Source organism: Methylotuvimicrobium sp., assembly GCF_050611805.1.
In the GTDB taxonomy this organism is placed as follows: Bacteria; Pseudomonadota; Gammaproteobacteria; order Methylococcales; family Methylomonadaceae; genus Methylotuvimicrobium.
The window spans coordinates 63,694-80,285 of record NZ_JBNGHF010000007.1; the positions used below are offsets into that span (position 1 = coordinate 63,694).

Annotated in this window: 14 protein-coding genes and 1 pseudogene; 3 read left to right on the forward strand and 12 right to left on the reverse strand. The window is 49.0% G+C overall.

What is annotated here, in order from left to right; translation table 11 throughout:
• Nucleotides 1–40 precede the first annotated feature (40 nt).
• Nucleotides 41–148 (forward strand): hypothetical protein, encoded by a 108-nt coding sequence (locus ACRJJO_RS05485; RefSeq protein WP_431064937.1) that lies wholly within the window; start codon nucleotides 41–43, stop codon nucleotides 146–148.
• Nucleotides 149–219: 71 nt separating this feature from the next.
• On the opposite strand, the gene ACRJJO_RS05490 is transcribed toward ACRJJO_RS05485, so the two are convergent.
• The 3 genes from ACRJJO_RS05490 to ACRJJO_RS05500 all read right to left on the reverse strand — a co-directional run bounded on the left by ACRJJO_RS05490 (nucleotide 220) and on the right by ACRJJO_RS05500 (nucleotide 5,712).
• Nucleotides 220–2,211, reverse strand: a complete 1,992-nt coding sequence (locus ACRJJO_RS05490) for a sigma-54-dependent Fis family transcriptional regulator (protein WP_431064889.1) — start codon at nucleotides 2,209–2,211, stop codon at nucleotides 220–222.
• 691 nt (nucleotides 2,212–2,902) lie between these two features.
• Nucleotides 2,903–3,871 carry a DUF2950 domain-containing protein gene (locus ACRJJO_RS05495; protein ID WP_431064890.1) on the reverse strand — a complete coding sequence of 323 codons (969 nt, stop codon included), beginning with the start codon at nucleotides 3,869–3,871 and terminating at the stop codon, nucleotides 2,903–2,905.
• A 131-nt stretch (nucleotides 3,872–4,002) separates the two neighbouring features.
• Entirely contained in the window at nucleotides 4,003–5,712 is a 1,710-nt protein-coding gene (locus ACRJJO_RS05500) for a DUF3300 domain-containing protein (RefSeq protein ID WP_431064891.1), read from the reverse strand.
• Nucleotides 5,713–6,449: 737 nt separating this feature from the next.
• Here ACRJJO_RS05500 and ACRJJO_RS05505 point away from each other — a divergent pair.
• Nucleotides 6,450–8,318, forward strand: a complete 1,869-nt coding sequence (locus ACRJJO_RS05505; RefSeq protein ID WP_431064892.1) for an ATP-binding protein — start codon at nucleotides 6,450–6,452, stop codon at nucleotides 8,316–8,318.
• Nucleotides 8,315–8,944, forward strand: a complete 630-nt coding sequence (locus ACRJJO_RS05510) for a response regulator transcription factor (protein ID WP_431064893.1) — start codon at nucleotides 8,315–8,317, stop codon at nucleotides 8,942–8,944. Before ACRJJO_RS05505 ends, ACRJJO_RS05510 begins: the two co-directional genes overlap by 4 nt.
• 27 nt (nucleotides 8,945–8,971) lie before the next feature.
• On the opposite strand, the gene ACRJJO_RS05515 is transcribed toward ACRJJO_RS05510, so the two are convergent.
• From ACRJJO_RS05515 to ACRJJO_RS05555, 9 genes and pseudogenes are all read right to left on the reverse strand, one after another.
• Nucleotides 8,972–9,343 (reverse strand): response regulator transcription factor, encoded by a 372-nt coding sequence (locus tag ACRJJO_RS05515; protein ID WP_431064894.1) that lies wholly within the window; start codon nucleotides 9,341–9,343, stop codon nucleotides 8,972–8,974.
• Between the two features lie 162 nt (nucleotides 9,344–9,505).
• A complete protein-coding gene (locus ACRJJO_RS05520; RefSeq protein WP_431064895.1) occupies nucleotides 9,506–10,015 on the reverse strand; it encodes a hypothetical protein in 510 nt (169 codons plus the stop codon).
• A 30-nt stretch (nucleotides 10,016–10,045) separates the two neighbouring features.
• Nucleotides 10,046–10,828, reverse strand: coding sequence for a DUF3313 family protein (locus ACRJJO_RS05525; RefSeq protein ID WP_431064938.1), 783 nt, complete (start codon nucleotides 10,826–10,828; stop codon nucleotides 10,046–10,048).
• 185 nt (nucleotides 10,829–11,013) lie between these two features.
• Nucleotides 11,014–11,260, reverse strand: a pseudogene (locus tag ACRJJO_RS05530) (hypothetical protein); the annotation flags it as partial.
• 1,137 nt (nucleotides 11,261–12,397) lie between these two features.
• Nucleotides 12,398–13,462 (reverse strand): AI-2E family transporter, encoded by a 1,065-nt coding sequence (locus ACRJJO_RS05535; RefSeq protein ID WP_431064896.1) that lies wholly within the window; start codon nucleotides 13,460–13,462, stop codon nucleotides 12,398–12,400.
• A 28-nt stretch (nucleotides 13,463–13,490) separates the two neighbouring features.
• Entirely contained in the window at nucleotides 13,491–14,099 is a 609-nt protein-coding gene (locus tag ACRJJO_RS05540) for a hypothetical protein (RefSeq protein ID WP_431064897.1), read from the reverse strand.
• Entirely contained in the window at nucleotides 14,030–14,404 is a 375-nt protein-coding gene (locus ACRJJO_RS05545; RefSeq protein WP_431064898.1) for an alpha-amylase family glycosyl hydrolase, read from the reverse strand. Before ACRJJO_RS05545 ends, ACRJJO_RS05540 begins: the two co-directional genes overlap by 70 nt.
• Nucleotides 14,405–14,568: 164 nt before the next feature.
• Nucleotides 14,569–14,748: a hypothetical protein gene (locus tag ACRJJO_RS05550; protein WP_431064899.1), complete on the reverse strand. Its 180-nt coding sequence runs from the start codon at nucleotides 14,746–14,748 to the stop codon at nucleotides 14,569–14,571.
• Between the two features lie 292 nt (nucleotides 14,749–15,040).
• Nucleotides 15,041–16,216: an OmpA family protein gene (locus tag ACRJJO_RS05555; RefSeq protein ID WP_431064900.1), complete on the reverse strand. Its 1,176-nt coding sequence runs from the start codon at nucleotides 16,214–16,216 to the stop codon at nucleotides 15,041–15,043.
• Between the last annotated feature and the right edge of the window lie 376 nt (nucleotides 16,217–16,592).

Consider the following 16,592-nt stretch of genomic DNA (forward strand, 5'->3'; position numbering starts at 1 on the left):
TGACCTCATTCCGATTTGATAAGTTGTTGATAGTGCTCTGATCGACCCGGACAAGAAAAAAGTCTTCGAACAATTATGCGCCTCGCAAGACTTGATCCCTTCTCAGAACGACGGGCGGTCGTATCGATGCCAAGAGCGGGATAAATAACCGCGCCTGCATTTTTTACATTCATCGCCACATCGTGGCTCGGTAAGTTTTTTAGCAACCGGAATCGGGGTTTAAACAGAAGTCGGACGGCGAATGCCGAGTTTGTTCATACGACTTTCGAGAGTGGAGGGTTTAAGGCCGAGAATGGAGGCCGCGCCGGCTTCCCCACGGACCCTCCAACCACAGGCAGTCAACACTCGAGTGATATGATCACGTTCGATCTGCTCCAGCGATGCCAAGTTGGTTTTCACGTAACCCGCTTCAGCCCTAGAGTCGGTTGGCAGATCGATTTTTAGAGAGGGCCCTTTAGCAAGAATGACCGCTCGTTCAATGACATTTCGCAACTCGCGTATATTACCCGGCCAATCGTAGCTACAGAGAGCCTGCAAGCTGGATTTGGCTATCACATCGATCGATTTATCCATTGTCGTTGCAATTTCCTTGATGAAGACTTCGGCCAAGCGGGGAATGTCTTCGCGCCTTTCACGAAGAGGCGGCACATGAACAGGAAAAACATTCAGTCGATAAAAGAGATCCTCACGAAAACGCCCCTCTTCCACTTCCTGATTAAGATTTCGATTCGTCGCGGCGCCCACCCGCACATCCACTTTGATCGTCTTAGGGTTGCCCAAGCGTTCAATCTCTTTTTCCTGCAAAACTCTCAATAGCTTGGCCTGAACATCCGGCGGCAACTCGCCGATTTCGTCGAGAAAAAGCGTCGAACCGTCGGCCAATTCGAAACGTCCGATTTGCTTGGAAAGCGCACCGGTATAGGCACCTTTTTCCCGCCCAAAAAGCTCGCTCTCGATCAGCGCAGCCGGAATCGCCGCACAGTTCACCCGGATCATCGTCCTGTGTTTTCGCGGGCTGGCTTCGTGAATCGCGGTCGCCAACAACTCTTTACCTGTTCCAGTTTCACCGATGATCAGAACGGTAGCGGGCGTGGCAGCCACTTGCTGAATCTCCAATAAAATGCGCCGCATTTCAGCACTGCCGCTTATTATTTGACTCAAACCCTGCCGCTCCGATATTTCGTGGCGCAAATAAATGTTCTCTTGGTGAACTTGGTCTTTAAGATCGCTAATTTTCTCAAGGGCCGTTTTAAGTTCGGCATTGGTCCGCTCAAGTTCGTGCTTGGTGCGACGAATCTCGGTTATGTTCAGACTAGCCCCCATCAACCGATCAGGTTGTTCTGTGGCGTCGAGCAGGTATCTTCCGGTCGCGCAAATCCAGTGTTCACTGCCGTCCGGATGTACGACTCGGTATTCTTCCCTAAAACCATGTCCGCCCTGCAATGTAAGTTGCACGGTCTCTCTGACACGCTCTTTATCGTCTGAATGAAGACATTGGAAAAAACGTTCCATGTTCAGCTTATCACCAATAGGTAAACCATAAATTTCCCGCGCTCTATCGGTAGCCCAGATCGTATCCTCCGGAATATTCCAAACCCAAAGACCGATGTCGGCGGCATCGGCAGCCAATCGCATTTGTTCCTCTCTTTGTTGAAGTGCTTGTACGGCGAACTTGCGTTCCAACACATTAGAGAAAACATCGGAGATCAACTTGAGACCTTGCACTACATCGGCGGACCATTGTCTCGGTCGAGCCGAAGCAAAGCCGATACCGCCGGTTAAACGCCCGCCAACGATGAAAGGAAATACTAAGTCGGCTCTTATCCCATAATTGAGAAACCCTTCCCGTTCTTTAGACCATTCGGGCGGCAGCGCGTCCACATCGTTCATGACGAAGGGTTTGCCCGTCAACAGGGTTTGAGTCAAGAAAGGGCCTTCGGACATCAGAGATTCCGCCAACCATGGCTTGGTGCAAGGTTTGGCATAGCTGTACTTAGAATAAAAATCTTGACTGTCCGCCGAGATTAAGCCCAATCCGATATGATCGATATTGAGATCTTCGGCAATTCGGCACAAGCTATCGTTGATCTCTTGGTCAATCATATCCACCTCTACGCGCACGAACTTGGCCGAAAGCTCCGCCAATAACGATTGGAAGTGAAGTTGTTTTTCTAGCGTACTCAGTGGATTGTTGTTTTTTGAATTGTCCATGCAAAAATACGGGTGCGTCGATCAGTTGACCAAGATAATAACCTTATTGTTTATTTGTACTTGTGTTCGGAAGAACGCACAAGCCTTATTTCGATTCCATCGAATCAACGCATGTCTCTCAACAATCGATTCACTAATGCCGACGTTTATGGGGCGTTCAATATTTCTGTATGAGCTTTCTGCAAACCATAAATCCGAGCGGCCTACTCTTGCGCTTCAAAACGCAATTCGCTGGCCAGACTCACGGTACCGTCGCCCGATTCGCCTTCCGTGAAGCCGAATACCAGCACAGAAATTTATTTCAATGACTCATTATCTACCCGACAAAATCGGCATTTCCGCCGTCCTTGGCGGTCAGACGCCGCGCTCAAGCCTCCGATGCACAAAGGATGTGCAAGTGCCGCCCAGAAGCTAAGATGCTAACCAGCGGCCACGGATGGATTCACTGCGTCTTCTGGAAGAGATGCCTGATACCGCTTGAGTTCTTAACCCGAACTGAGGTTAACTTAATGTCAGCGCCTCATAGAATTAGGAAAAAGCACGAAATAAGTGAGTCAATTGACCAATCCGTCTTTGTATCATGCTGGGGTTCGTGCCTCACCAGCCTACTCCATTGTTTTGGCAAAGTAGCCTGGGATGAAGCAAAGCGGAATCCCGGCATGAAATGTTCAAATTATTTCGTACAGGTTCCTTACTCCAACGTCTGAAAGACCTCCCAGGTCGAATCAGGGTTGTACTCTTCGATCTCGGCGACGTATTCAGCCGTTTTGGGACCGAGGTCTTTTTGGTAGATTCTGCCCTGATGATTGACGACAAAGGTCATGATGCCGGATGAACCATATTGTGCGGGATAGGCGACCAAAGCAAAGCCGGCGATCATATTCCCGTTGATGACATAGTCGTACTTGCCGCCGGGAACATTGTCTCCTTGCCGGGTCAGAATACGGTAATAATAACCGTGGTAGGGTGATGGCTCATTGCTTGCACCTTCAACCTTATAACCCTCGGCTTTTGCTTCGGCAATCAAGGGACCGAGCGGGCTTTGCGGGGCTCCTTCTTCCGCTTCCCAATAAAGGCCATCGGATTTACCCGGTTCGCTCCGCAATTTTTGCGCGTATTCCAATACGCCATCACCGTCCCGGTCGGCATTGGCGTATTCGAACTGAGCCTCCAAATAACCACGGATCGCGGCGACGGCGCTGAGTTCGTTACGGCCGATGCGCCGGTTCAAGATTTCCTGATGACCTTGTTCGGCATCGAATTGCCAACCGGTATCCGTTTTGACGATCGGGATCGGAAAAGGCCAGTCGGTGTTACCGACATGCATGACGGCATTACCCTCTTCTGTCGTCTCAACTCGCATTTTTTCCGACGCCAACCTGACAAACTCCGAACGGTTGTTCTTGTCTTCGATCTCATCGCCTGACGACAAAAGTTCGGCTTCTTTGCTGCCGAATATAGCGATAAGCCGATCTTGCTCACCGCTTTCCAGGGCAGCCAGCAAGGCCTGGGCGGCATCGTCCGGGGTTTGGAAACTCATTGCTTCAATGCCGCCGGCTTGCACGGGTACCATCGAATCAGAACCTGGAGTTTCCGCGTGAACGAACAAGGGTACTGAAATCAGTGCCGCTAGAAGCATGAATTTAGTTTCGCGATACATAGTGGGAACCTCAAACTTGATGGCTTGAATAAAAAGATGAACGCTGGCATTGCATCGCACATGGAGCAATTCCCTAACCTTCGAAGGCAAACCAAAGTCAGCCCCGTTTTCCGTCGTGTGGAATATTTCCATCATCGTCGACGACCTCCGCCGCCTGCTCGTCCAGCGGAACCACCGCCACCTCTTGAGGGAAGATTTCCGGAACTTGCAGAGCCCCCCCGGCTATTGGCACCTCGCTGGCTGAAGCTCTGAGTTGCAGCAGCATTACGGGGCGATTCGAAGGCATTGGGGCGAGCGTATTCCGTTCGGCGTTGCGCAGCCATCTGTTGTTGTGCCCGTTCCCGCTGTGCATAGGCCTGGCTACGATCGGCCGGTTTACGAGGCTGAGCATCACGCGTGCCGGCTTGTACCGATTTTCGGCTAGTCGCGCCGCGTTGACTCTCCATTCTCGACGCGTTGCCCGGAGTTTTGACTCCTTGCAAAGCATTATTTTGCGGTTTTCTTTGCGCAGGCTGTTTTTGTCTATCCATCGTCGACGGCTTGCTTTGAGCCAATTTGGGTTTCGCAGCCGGCTTTTGCGCAAGCTGCCGCTGGATGTCGGCACTGGAAGGTCTACGTTCGACAGCCGGTCTTTGTCCGGTTTCGGCGAATCCCCGAGTATTGGCCGGTAAGGTCTGCGCGGAACCCAACCGTTGACCGGCCAAGGCCGGTTGTCCAGTTCCGACCCGTTGCCGCACGCCTTCAGGATAGGCCTGTCCGCGTCTATGCCTTGGATCGGTCCGCCAGCCGGTGGGTTGCTGAGAGGGTCTCAAATTGTTCTGGTTAAAAACGCGGTCACGATCGATATTGATTTCATTGCCCGAAATGTTGACATTATTGTAATGGCTTGCGTAGCCACGATCGCCGTAATAGCCGCCTCCATGCCAACAGTTACCGCTGTGACAGACGGTGTTACCGTAATGATGACCGACGTAGTAGTCATCATCGGCCCATTCCATGAGGCCCCACGTCAAAAGCCCTCCCACCACGGCGCCGGTAGCGAAATTGACCCACGAGTCGTTACTTGTTGTCGTTGTCGTCGTGGTCGTCGCCGGGTAGTAACTGGGAGCCGGAGTACTGGCATTGACGTTGACGATGGTCGTGGCGGGGTAACCCGTCGGCGGCGGTGCCATCGGAGCCTGGTAGACGACTTCAGGATTGTATTGCGGCACGTAGATCGTATCGGATTTCGCCGGCTTGATCGTGATCACTTCTTTCGTCAGAACCGCCGGTGTAGCCACAACAGCCCTCTGTTCGGTTGATACGGTCTGTGCGTCGATTTGCTGTTCCGGTGTATCTTTCAAATAACCGGCGTCCATCGCGCGTTTACGCAAGGCTTGTATCACGGCCATGACCTCGGCGGGTTTGGCCAGGAAGGCGTCACCGAGCTGTGTCGTCCAATCCAAATGATCGTTCATCATCTTGAGGACCGTCGGAACACTGGCCAAGCGCATGATGCTGGCGTCCCAATCCTTACTGCTGAGGGCGGTAAGATCGGGCTGGGTTTCGAGCCAACGCGCGGCCTGAACGACCTCGAGTGGATAAGTCGAAGCCACCAGCAGCTCGGCTAATAAAGGATCCGGATACAGCGCAATCGGCGCTAATAAAGATTCCAAGTCAGTCAGAGGATTAGCTGTTGAAATCGATGGCTGACCCGATGGAGCCTTCCTATCCTGTTGTTCGTCTTTATTGCATCCCGATGGCAAAATAACCAGCGCGATAATGATTGCTCGTATTAAAGCTCTGCAACTATAAAAGGGCTTAAATTCCCATTGATTGGGTTCAACATTAATCGATTTCATCTTGTCACCCTTGATTTTGACATTTGGTTCTAGTTGCTACCCTGCCTGCATAAGACAGGCTTGTTCCCGCGCCCACAATTCATTCAACACCGAGACTTCCAATAACTTGGAAATCCTGCCAAGAATCGCTGTCCACTCCGAGACCGGCTTCAATCTGGCACTTGAGCAGACAGCGTTTAGACTTAGCCGGAAACAAACCAATCCTTAACAATTAGCCAAATTTATTGTGGTATAGTAATCGCCGTTAGAATTCGCGGCTATTGGACTTTAGGCCAAGTTTATTGAAGTTGAAATACAAGAATCATGATTTACAGATCAATGATCAATAGTTATACCTATCGCACTTCAAATTTCGGCATTAGCGTACGGAGGCACCGAAATTTGACTAGCAAAGATCTTATAAATTAATTACTTATCATTTCCACGTTAGGATCTGAATGAAGATCAAGCTGTATAACCCTAAATTCGGCATTTTAACCATTAAGAACATGAACTTCATAAGACATTTCAAGAGGTTATCATTAAATCATGAGCAACCTTCCTGAAAAGCAAATTTGTTTTGCAACGGCATGGCAACCTATTGATTTAACTTCTTACTTTTCATGAACTTCATCGTGAAATGCTTTTTCTAGGAAAAACGATTCAATGACCGATTATATAAAAGGGTTGTCCTACCAAAATCAAATCATCCGTTTCCGCTATCCGGCTTTGTAATCCGGCAAAAGAAGAGGTTTTCGATGATCGGGTTTACAGGGCTATGGCACATGTCGGTCTCGGCATCTTTTATCTTTGCGCTAATACACTTTTTTGCGGGCATGAAGGGTGTAAAGCCATGGGCAAATTTTTCGTTCGCGGCAGCCGCTTTTTCGGTCGCCATCATCACCGGCATCGAATTGATGATGATGCGAACGACATCCATCGAACACATGGCGATGTTTTTGCGCTGGGTTCAGCTTCCCATATTCGTTCTTTGGCTGGCTATTTTTTGCTTCGTACGCTGTTACTTTGAAGCCGGGCGATCTTGGCTGGCCTGGACGGGAGGTTTCATGCGTTTTTTTGCATTGGTCCTCGGTTTCACGTCTGGGCAGAATCTATTTTTTAATGAGATCACCCATCTCAAACAAGTTGTGTTTTTCGGCAGCGAAACAATCTCAATTCCCGAGGGCACTCTCAATCCTTGGTATTTTCTCGGTCCGCTGAGCACCTTGGCACTCGCTGCGTTCGTGCTGAATGCGACATACATGCTATGGCGAAAAGATACCGATATCAGCCGCCGCCGAGCCTTACTTTTGAGCAGCAGTATTTTGTTTTTTCTGCTGTCGGCTTTTACCCATAATGTGCTGGTCAATACCGGAAATATCGATTTGCCTTATGTCGTCGGTTTTTACTTCATCCCCATTCTAGTCTCCATGTCCTACGAATTGAGTTACGACATGTTCCATACCATGCAAATCGCCCATCAGTTACAGGCAAGCGAAGCTGAATTACTGATCAACAAGGAACGTATTAAACTGGCGGCGAGCGCCGCAAACTTGAGGTTGTGGGAATGGGATATCGTACATGATGAGATCTGGAGCACGGAGCAAGATCGCACTTTATACGGCGTTACCGAGCCGGAGAAAATTAGCTTCGACAGATTTCTGCACATCGTTTATGAAGAAGACCGCGAGGGGCTCCAACACGCAGTAAAAAAGGCTTTCAGCAAGACCAATGGAAACGGCCATTACGAGTGTGAATACCGTGTCAAGATGCCGGACTGTCAAATCCACTGGTTCAACTCGCGCGGTCAGGTCGAATTCAACGAAGCCGATCTGCCGATTCGCATGATGGGGATCACGATGGATATTACCCGGCGCAAGCAAGCGGAGCTGGCACTGCAACAACAACGGAACAAACTGACTCATCTTTCCCGCGTGACGACATTGGGCGAATTATCCGGTTCACTGGCACATGAACTGAACCAGCCGCTTGCGGCCATTCTCAGCAACGCTCAAGCCGCCCAACGTTTTTTGGCTCGAGACGAAGCCGATCTTGAAGAAATCCAAGACATTCTCAAGGACATTATTAGCGAAGACAAACGCGCCGTCGAAGTCATTCAACGCTTACGACTATTATTCAATAAGGGCGAAATGCAACATCTTCGGCTTGATATGAATGAGGTCGTGGAAGAAGTTTTGAAAATAGTGAACAGCGATTTGTTGAATCAAAAAATTTCTGTCACTCTTGACCTCGCCCGGAATCTGCCGCCTGTGAACGGCGATCGGGTGCAACTACAGCAAGTATTAATAAACCTGATTCTGAATGCTTGCAGAGCCATGTCCAATACCAAGCCAATAAAACCCAAGATCGACATTCGCACCGAAATGACTGACACGGACAGCATTCAGGTCTCCGTCCGCGATCAAGGCCCGGGGATTCCAACTGAAAACTTGGAAAGTATATTTGAGCCTTTTTTCTCGACCGATTCGCGTGGTATGGGACTGGGACTCGTTATTTGTCGCACGATCATCACCGCGCATGGCGGACAAATTTGGGCCGCCAACAATCCCGACAACGGCGCTGTCTTTGCTTTCAGGCTACCGTCATATCCTGGAGAAAGTGCTTGAACGGCTCTTCTCCGATCGTTATGGTGATCGACGACGACCCATCCCTGCTGAAGGCGCTTGAGCGTCTGCTGCGTTCACACGAATTGAACGTAACGACATTCGATTCGCCGCAGGAATTTCTAGAGCAATACGAACCGGATCTACACGGCTGTCTTGTGCTCGATATCGACATGCCTAATCACAATGGCTTGGAACTGCAACAGAAACTTATCGCACAAGGGATTGAATTACCTATCATCTTTCTCACCGGCCACGGCGATATTCCAATGAGTGTCCAAGCGATGAAACGGGGTGCTGTCGATTTTTTGACTAAACCCGTACACGAAGATGACTTGATCGAAGCCATACAATCCGCCATCGAAAAGGATCGCGTGCATCGTAAAACGGATGCCGAACTGACCGAATTTCGGAAAAAGCTGGAGACACTCACGCCTCGGGAACGGGAAGTGTTGCTCCATGTCGTTTCAGGTAGGCTAAACAAGCAAATCGCCGCCGACCTGGGTACCGTAGAAAAAACCATTAAAGTTCATCGTGCGCATTTGATGACAAAATTGAAGGTCCGTTCTCTAGCTGAGTTGGTTCGCCTGTCCGAGAAGATTGGAATCATACCCATTGGCTCTGAATGACGCCGATTGAAAGAGAAAATCATCGTTTCAATGAGTCAAAACAGTATCGATGGTATCAAGCAATAACTGATCGTCGATCGGCTTCAATAAATAGGCAGCGGCGCCTTGATCGATTACTTGTCGATATTTTTCCTCATTATCGTCGCCTGTGATAATAATCACCGGCAAGCCCAAACGTTTCATAGCCAGGCTCTTTAAAACCTCTAAACCGTTCATGGGCATCATGTTCAAATCGAGCACTACACAATCCGGTCGGTTGGTTTCCAAAAAACTGAGAAAATCCGCACCGTTAAGGAATGTATTTGCCCTAAGCCCGGCAGAACGCAACAAACGCTCAAGAGCCTTGCAAACGGACTCTTCATCATCTATGACGGCAATAACAGCTTTATCAGTATTCATCAACATCTCACTGTCGAGGGATTTCAGCATCCGTACCATTCAAGTTTGATCCAAGGGGATGACTTTCGAAAATCCTCCCCTTGATCAAAACATAGTGCCGATCGGACAGCCGCGTAAACACCGCCAACAATGCCGAAGATTTCGAATGCCACACTCTTGCCTTCAATTGCCGGGATTCGGGCTTTCAAAAATTTTTCGGCGCAACGTGCCTTCCCCCAAACGATGATCCAAGCCGGCGTAAAGGTGATAGCCCAAAAAAGTCAACCCGATACAAATCAGCTTCAATAGCATGACGTTCCGTTTTCTATGCTCCCACACTTCGTCAAAAGCTTGATCGATCAGTCCGGTCACTTGATAGGCATCGTATAGTCTCTTCAGGTAAAACACGAAAAACGCTACCACTAAATACACCAGCGTCTTATACATAACCACAAACCAAAGCGGATAGCGGGCGTCAAACCGCTTGCCGGCAGAGGTATGATCGAGAATGATCACGACCTTTGCAATTATGAAAGCGCTGATGGCTGCTGTAGAAATGACCTTAACTTCAACCTGATAATCGATGAGCAGAAGTTTTTTCAACGTCAAAATCACGCAAAAGCAAAAAAAGAAATATAACATTACCAGTCCTACTTCTTTGATTTCATGCTTCAGTTTATTGATCAAATTCATGGTCTATCCAGGTGGGTTCCTTGTAAAGGTTTAGAAGGGTCTCAAGGTAAACGGAGTTTCGTCGGTCACCATCTCGCCTGGCCTTCGATTGGCGATTTGCACGAACTGCTTGGCCCATTTATCCATAATGCCCTTCGCCGGGCCATACCAAGTCAGACGGGTCAAATCGAGCGGTCCGGCGTCTTGCATATCCCGATCGGCAAAAGTGGCAACCACTTCGCCGGTTTGCATGTCACGCAAACGACCTTCAAATGCGGCTCTGCGTTGATTGACAACGCCCGCTGCGGTGCCCCCGCCAAACGTCAACCAACCGGCTGCATGCAGGGCCGGCTGCGAAGGATCGATCTCGATCAGAGCCAGCTCGAGCCGCAACGAAGGCAGTCGATGTTGATTCGCAAATTCGATTAACTGAAAGCGATGATTGGGGTCTTCTCTGAACTCCTTGATCACCTGATCGCGAAAATACCGGGCCAATTCTTCGATATCTTGTTTGACGTCGCGCAACAAATTCGCCGAGCTAAGCTGATGAAGCCAGTCCATTTCCATCATGTACTGTGTATTGACCGGAGCCACAACCAATTCCTTATATGACGATGCATCAAAACCGGGCTTGATCCAAACTTTTTGGAAAGGCAAATCCGCTCGTTTGGACTGCTGTTCGGGACGCTCGATAAAGCCCGCATCCGGCGCAGGATTGACTACCTCTGCCTTTAGCTGGTTAGTCTCCTTCCTACCGATTGTACATCCTGCAACTAGCAGCATCACGCTAAACAACACAACTAATTCGCTCAACGGCTTGGTTTGTTTATTCATTTTCAAAGTTATCTCCTGTTAAATTTAGCTCTTAAACTATTTGATCCTAAAAAGAGCAGTTGGCATGTGTTGTAAACCGTTCGTGCTGAGCCAAGTCGAAGCATGAAGGGTCTACAACACTTTCACCGGCTTGGTGAAGCCTCAAACTCGGTAAATGTCAACGTAGTTGTCGCATGAGTTGAAAATTAATGAACGGTAGTGTCGGTGTTTTTCACCGCATTATCGATCGGTTTATCGGGATTTAAACAGACTTCTGCTTGCCAATCCCAGTTTCGGGCGATGGCTCCAGAGCTCCGGTTTTTTGCCCTTAGCGGCCTCATAAACGGCTTGGCGTTGCTTCAAGGTCTCCCGGTCTTCACCCGTATGACGTTGCTCAGGCGTTACATATTGAATGCCGCTGTGCCGATGCTCGTGGTTATACCAGCTCACAAAGCCGGCCGCCAGCAATGGCCTATGCTCTCGTTCAACGATCTGGCCACGGCCTTAACACACCTCTTGCCGCGTCGACAGTTGTGCTCGCCGACGTCATTAACAAGCGCAACCGATTGCGAGAACAAGCCATGAAATCCCGCTATCGACGTTCGGAGGTCGCCCTTGAGTAAATATGACAAAGTAGAACTAAGACTCGAGCTTGGCTTTCCGAGAACGATAAACAAACAGCAGCTTGTCGATTTCGTTTGCAGAGCTAGATTAGAACCCTAAGTGAAATCAAGATAGGTCGTTCATTAAGGCCTTTTAACCTTATCTGCTGTTAAAGTAGCAATAATCACAGTTCGGGGATATTGGACCTTAGGCCAAACTCCGTATTATAAAAAGCTTAGTATCTTGATTATTGTTCACGGGAATGATTGGTTGACATGGCGCACTGAGGCCCTCGATTGAGATTTAGCGAATAATCAAGAACCGCTTAGGAATGGGAATGAAATAAGCTCCTTAGTTCTATACTATGTCAGATTCTCGTCATTCCGGCAGGGATGGTCGGAGCTTGCCGTCCATGGCACTAGAGGCCCGCTCGTGGGCCCTTTGGGTATCCTAGCGGGAATGACGGCTTTTTTTAAATCTGACAAAGTAGACCTACTTGGCGAATCCTTTAGCCTAAAAAGAGCAGTTGGCATGTGTTGTAGACCGTTCGTGCTGAGCCAACTCGAAGCATGAAGGGTCTACAACACTTTCACCGGCTTGGTGAAGCCTCAAACTACCCCTCACCCTTCGACAAGGCTCTCCTGAGCGTAGCCGAAGGGCTCAGGGCGAACGGTAGTTTGAGACACTCAACCGCTCTTTTTAGGTTTAGCTCATATTGACCGAACCGAAGACGACCAGATCACACGATTGATCCGGTCAATTAGGGGATATTAAGGCTATGTTTGCGTTAATAGTTGGCGTCGCCTCGGCATGGACTGCCGTGACCCAGAAGCCATGGATGGCGAGTAGCTTTCACGTCCTTGTAGCCTGGATCCCGGCAATCCCCGCCGGGATGACGCTTTCAATGTCTTTTTCAACTGCCAACACGAACATAGCCGATATTAAAGCTATCATTGGGATGGGCGAATAAGAGGAAGTCTTCAAACGCTAATCCTGCAACCAGGAAAGAAATAATTTATAACCCACAGCCAGGACAACCGCGCCGACGAATAGCCCGATAATTCCTGAAAACAGCATGCCGCCTATAGCGCCAATGAACACGACAGACATCGGCAGATCCAGGCCACGCCCCATCAACAGCGGCTTCAGTATATTATCCAACAGCCCCACTCCCAACATCCACACCGCAAACAAACTTGCAGTCATTGTTTCATGTGTTGAAAAGACATAGATAATACTCGGAAAAAGTAAAATAAAAGTCGGCAACTGGACTATGGCAAGGAACAGACATACGATTGTCAGGACGGCCGCTCCGGGCAAACCGGCAAAAAAGAACCCCATACCGGCCAATACAGCCTGGATCAATGCCACGCCCAAGACACCACGAGCCACGCCGCGGATAGTGGCGATACATAAGCCTGTCAATTCCTCGCCTTTTTGCCCGGCAATATGCCGCCCGATATTTAAAGCAAGCAGATGGCCGCCTTTGCCGTTGACAAGCAGCAAGCCACTGATGACAACCGACACCAACAATTGCAAGATTGCCGTCAGTGCCATTGCACTCAAGGCAAACAACCACTTGCCGAGTTCCTTTAATTGCGGCGCATAGGTCTTGACCGTCTCATCGAGATGATTTGAAGCATATTGCCAAAAGCCGAAGATTGGCTTTCCGATTAACGGCCAGCTGGCCACTTTTTCGTTGAGCGGAGGCAGTCTGAATGTCTCTTGATGGAGCCTCTGGATAAGTTCCTGCATCTCATTCCCAAGCATAGACACTAAAATTCCACACGGTCCGAGAATAATCAGCAAAAGCACGGTTGTAATGAAACCAGCCGACAGTTTCTCCCTCGAACCACATATTTGCGATAGTCTCAGATGCATCGGATAAAGTGCTACCGCGATAATGGTTCCCCAGGCCAAAGGATTTATAAAAGGCTTGGCGATATTAAAACACCAGACCAGTAACAGAAACACAAGACCGATTTTAATAGATGTTTCCAGGGCCTTCCGTGTAAAGTCGTTAGTGGTGATTGAGTGGCTATCGTTCTGCATCTCTTATGTCTCCGTTCTTGTGAAAGTATTAGTGTCGAATCGTTTCGAGTAAGCGACGGTAAAACGCTTGAAAATCTTGATCGGAAGGTTGTTCAGGGCCTCGGCAGAGGTGGACGGAAATTTTCTTTTGCCATCCTTGTAATTGACCTTCGTGAAAGAAACGCAAACCGGGACAAAAGTAGGTTAAAACTGCGGCGGCTTGATGTACCTGAGAGGAAAAAGCCGTAGCGGCACGAAGCTCATCATGATTCTCTAAAAAACGTGCGGATTTTTTCTGATATTCCAGATCAGCCCAGAAATGCTCCCGCACCGGGCGCGCATGTTGCTCACGTAAACGGTCGTAAAGAAGCTTGTCGTAAGTGTAATCGAATCCTTGCTGTTGCAGAGTCCATTCCAAATCCCAGTAGACTTCCGCCATGAATACAAAATCCGGATGTTCCTCTCTCACCTTGCGAATCGCCATAGGCCAAAAAGGTTCAGCGGCGATGCCCCAGGTCCGCTCAAAGATCTCAGGTAAAACCAGCATCGCCATGTCACAGCGCAAACCGTCGCAGCACCGGGAAATTTTCAACAATTCCTCTGCTTTGGCGGCCTGCAAGTCAGGATTGCCGTAATTGAGCTGCAAGGTTCCGGCCAACCGTCAAAATAAGGATCGCGCCCGTAAGCCAGAATACTCAGGTCTTGGGGTAGGTCCAATTTGATATAGTTTTGCGGCTGGACGGCAAGTTGTTCCTCCGTGCCGGAAACATAATACTCCGGATATGCCTTTACCCAAGGATGATCCGGAGCGGTATGATTGGGCACAAAATCCAGCATTAATTTTAAACCTCGGTCATGAAGACGGTCGCGCAGGCGTATCAATGCATCTTCATCCCCTACTCGAATATCGGAAACATAAGCCGTTATTGCAAATCCGGATCCACAAATATCGTCTTCCTGCAAATCCGGTAACAGTTCTCGATATTCGGCGAGCCATTGCGGATTGGAACGGGAGACCTTGCGCCCTGGGGCCCCGGTTTGCCAGACGCTAAGGTATACTCATCGTATATCAAAATTCGGCGCCGGGGTGTCCGTCAAAGGGCGCCGTAAATACGTCCCTGTAGGCTCTATGCCAGCTCCATGCTGGCAAAGCCTTTGTCGAACACCCCGACGCCTCCTCTGGTATTGCCGAAATTTGAAGTGCGAAAGGTATAGTAAATCCAGTCGAACCCCAGGTTTGCCAATTCATTCAATTCGGAATCGAGAATATCATCCAGCGTTGCCGGGCGGCCGATTTGGCGTGACAAACTATTGAGCCGGACGCGGGTATTGATTTGTTAAAGTGAAGGATAAAGAGAGTTGCTCAAAAATCTCTCCTCTGATAAAAGCGGCAGTTTAGGATTTTCACAAAATAACTTCCTCAAGTGTTCGGATGAATTCCGGTGTAGGTACGGAATTATCCGCACAGTGCGAATGAATTCGCACCCATAATTCCCTGATTTATTCCATGCCCATTACGTTCCTCTTTATCACTACACTAAACCGTTCCCCCTTCGAGCGAACCAAGGGCGAACGGTCAAGATCATGGGTTTTCTCTCGTTATTTGTCCGTTCTGATATAGGTCACCCGGCGGTTATAGGCTCGCCCTTCATCGGTTTCATTCGAAGCAACCGGCTGCGATTCGCCAAAACCGACGGCACTCATGCGACGGCTATCTATACCTTGTCTGACGAGTTCGTTTTTAACCGACTTCGCTCGGCGCTCCGACAATTTTTGGTTGTAGTCGTCCGAACCGATGCTGTCGGTATGGCCTTGAATCTCGACGGTCAATTCCGGATTGAGCCTCATCACTTTGACGGCATTTTGTATCATCGGATCATACTGAGATTTGACTTTGTCGCTGTCGAAGTCGAACAACAGTCCATGAAATGCCCAACAACCGTCTTTGTCGACAATCGCACCTCTTGGCGTGCCGGGACATTTATCTTTACTATCGACAACGCCATCCTTATCTTCGTCGTTGTCTACCACTTCGGGTGTTCCGGGTTTAAAGAACACTCTCTTGACGAAATCGGCCATGCCTTGGGGAGTGGCAATCGCTTCGGTCTGTGTGCTAAAGCCACATTTTGCAATATTGGTCATGTTGAGTAGATTTCTCTTACCCGAAACATCTTTTTTGTTACCCACCCAAACGCTGTAGACGCAAAGTCTGTCGCCATACTTGGCTTTTAAAGCCTTGGTAGCAGGTACCGGCGAAACTTCATCCATGCCATCGCTGAATACTATCACTGCGATATTGCCGGGAGCCGACGTGAGGTCTTGCTTGCTTGCGTTAACAGCGCTAGCCAATGGTGTTCCTCCTCCTGCGCATTCAAGAGAGCGGATTGAGGAATCGAACGAACTTGCAGAATAGGTTTGCAGAGGCTGATTCAACTTGGTTGCACCCCAGTCGAGACAAGGTCCAAAACCGAAGCTCCTTAGAGCCGACGACAATGAAATATCGGGGATCGACATATTGAAACGATTGAGCAGATTTTTCTCGACATCGAATTTAGTACCTCTCAAATCAGCCACTCCTTCATATCGAGTACGCATGGACGAAGACGAGTCATTCAAAACCAGAAAACTATCGGTTTTTTGCACTATCGAACCGATTTTTACGAGTTCGTTCAAATCGGCCGATTGAAAGGCTTCAAACTGGGTGGTGGATTTTGTGGCACAACCGGTTAGTACTGAAACTAAGAGTATCGTGCCGATATGCATATATTTGTTCACTTGCCACTCCTGGTGGTTATTTAAAAAAATTTATAGCTGTTTACAGCATAAACCTAAAAAGAGCATTGAGGCTTTACCGAACTGGTGAAAGTGTTGTAGACCCTTCATGCTTCGACTTGGCTCCGCACGAACGGTCTACAACACATGCCAACTGCTCGGGCATTGACTTATAAGAGTGCCTGTACAGACTATTGTAGTCAATGCCCAAATATCTACGCCAAATTCCGAAAAATATCGCTGAACGCAACAGGCGTCCAAGCCCTTTGCAAACGTAAACCTCATTATCTATAACTTTCGCGCTTCAAATTTCGGCAGTACCTAAGGAGGCGCCGGGGTGTCCGATCCCTCACCTAACGCTAGGTGAGGGACCAGCATG

Excerpts from the sequence above, each read along its gene's own strand:
- ACRJJO_RS05535 (WP_431064896.1), bottom strand. The coding sequence starts at position 13,462 with ATGCAGAACGATAGCCACTCAATCACCACTAACGACTTTACACGGAAG.
- ACRJJO_RS05520 (WP_431064895.1), bottom strand. The coding sequence starts at position 10,015 with ATGAATTTGATCAATAAACTGAAGCATGAAATCAAAGAAGTAGGACTG.
- ACRJJO_RS05505 (WP_431064892.1), top strand. The coding sequence starts at position 6,450 with ATGATCGGGTTTACAGGGCTATGGCACATGTCGGTCTCGGCATCTTTT.
- ACRJJO_RS05495 (WP_431064890.1), bottom strand. The coding sequence starts at position 3,871 with ATGTATCGCGAAACTAAATTCATGCTTCTAGCGGCACTGATTTCAGTA.
- ACRJJO_RS05490 (WP_431064889.1), bottom strand. The coding sequence starts at position 2,211 with ATGGACAATTCAAAAAACAACAATCCACTGAGTACGCTAGAAAAACAA.
- ACRJJO_RS05525 (WP_431064938.1), bottom strand. The coding sequence starts at position 10,828 with ATGAATAAACAAACCAAGCCGTTGAGCGAATTAGTTGTGTTGTTTAGC.
- ACRJJO_RS05500 (WP_431064891.1), bottom strand. The coding sequence starts at position 5,712 with ATGAAATCGATTAATGTTGAACCCAATCAATGGGAATTTAAGCCCTTT.
- ACRJJO_RS05515 (WP_431064894.1), bottom strand. The coding sequence starts at position 9,343 with ATGAATACTGATAAAGCTGTTATTGCCGTCATAGATGATGAAGAGTCC.